The 1,288-nt window shown below is 47.4% G+C and carries 1 protein-coding gene; it reads right to left on the bottom strand.

Annotated elements, in window-relative coordinates; all coding sequences use genetic code 11:
• Positions 1–39 precede the first annotated feature (39 nt).
• Positions 40–1,220, bottom strand: a protein-coding gene (locus tag H8K32_RS19905) for an IS3 family transposase (RefSeq protein WP_186914372.1) whose coding sequence is annotated in 2 segments (ribosomal slippage) — positions 40–968 and positions 968–1,220 — 1,182 coding nt in all. Because the reading frame shifts where the segments join, the coding sequence is not laid out codon by codon here.
• Between the last annotated feature and the right edge of the window lie 68 nt (positions 1,221–1,288).

Genomic DNA, 1,288 nt, shown 5'->3' with positions numbered 1-1,288 from the left:
TGAGCTTCCCTCGATAATTAGTTCACCATCAGGTGAATGTCATGCAGCGAGATTCTCTTGATTTTGTTTCTTCATCCAGTCTTCCAGATATTGAACGGGAGAGCGGTAACCTAATGTCGAATGCTGCCGTGTTCGATTATAAAACACCTCAATATATTCAAAGCTCGCAGCTTTCATTGCATCATGGGTCGCATATCGAATTCCATGATAACGCTCATTCTTGAAGCTGTTAAACCAGCTCTCGGTAGGCGCATTATCCCAACAATTTCCCTTACGACTCATGGAGCAAACCATGCCAAACTCCTTGAGCTTGCTCTGAAACGCCTTACTGGCATATTGACTGCCACGATCTGAATGATGCATGACCCCAGCTGTCGGTCGGCGACGGAACCATGCCATCGTCAGCGCATCCGTCACAATGTCGCTAGTCATGCGTGGTTTTAGCGACCAACCGATCACTTCTCGATTGAATAAATCAAGCACGATTGCCAGATAGAGCCAGCCTTCATCCGTCCACAAATAGGTGATGTCAGAAGTCCACGCTTGATTCGGCGCAGTCGGCATAAAGTTTCTATCAAGCAGGTTATCTGCGACGGGTAACGCATGTTTCGAATCTGTCGTTACCTTGTAGCGGCGCTTATGGCGTGCGTGTATGCCATGTTCTCGCATCAATCGTTCGACACGTTCTTTGCTAGCTGTAAAGCCGCGCAATCGCAATTCTCTGATCATGCGAGGGCTACCATACGCGCCCTTGAGTTCAGCATGAATGGCACGAATGATTGCCAGCATCTGTACGTCTGTTAAGCGCTTTCTGCAAGGAATTCCTCCGCGTTGCCAGGCGCGATAGCCACTCACACTGACTTCAAAAACGGTACACATTTCTGTTAAAGAATAGGTTTTGCTGTTGGCAGCGATCCATGCATACTTCACAGAACATCTTTCGCGAAGTATGCCACCGCCTTTTTTATGATTTCGTTCTCCCGCTTAAGTCTGGCAACTTCTGCTCTTAATCGGGATAGCTCCATGGCTTCTGGTGTGACGACTTTCGTGCCTGCGCCTTTAAGTTTTCCTTCAGATGAGGCCTTGATCCAATTGCGCAGGGTTTGGTCACTTAACCCCAGCTCTCTGACGACGACAGAGATGGCTTCACCATCTGAAACACGTTTAACGGCCAGTTCTTTAAACTCGGTGGTGTAAGCTTTTTTTGGTATCCTGTTCATCATTTGTCTTTCCAAAGTTACGTTTATTTTACGTCACCTTTGGGGAACTAAATTTCGGGGGAAGCTCA

The organism is Cognatundibacterium jejuense (assembly GCF_014284255.1).
Lineage (GTDB): Bacteria > Pseudomonadota > Gammaproteobacteria > Burkholderiales > Burkholderiaceae_D > Undibacterium > Undibacterium jejuense.
Note: the sequence above shows the minus strand (reverse complement) of the source record. Positions and strands in the feature narration are given on the sequence as shown.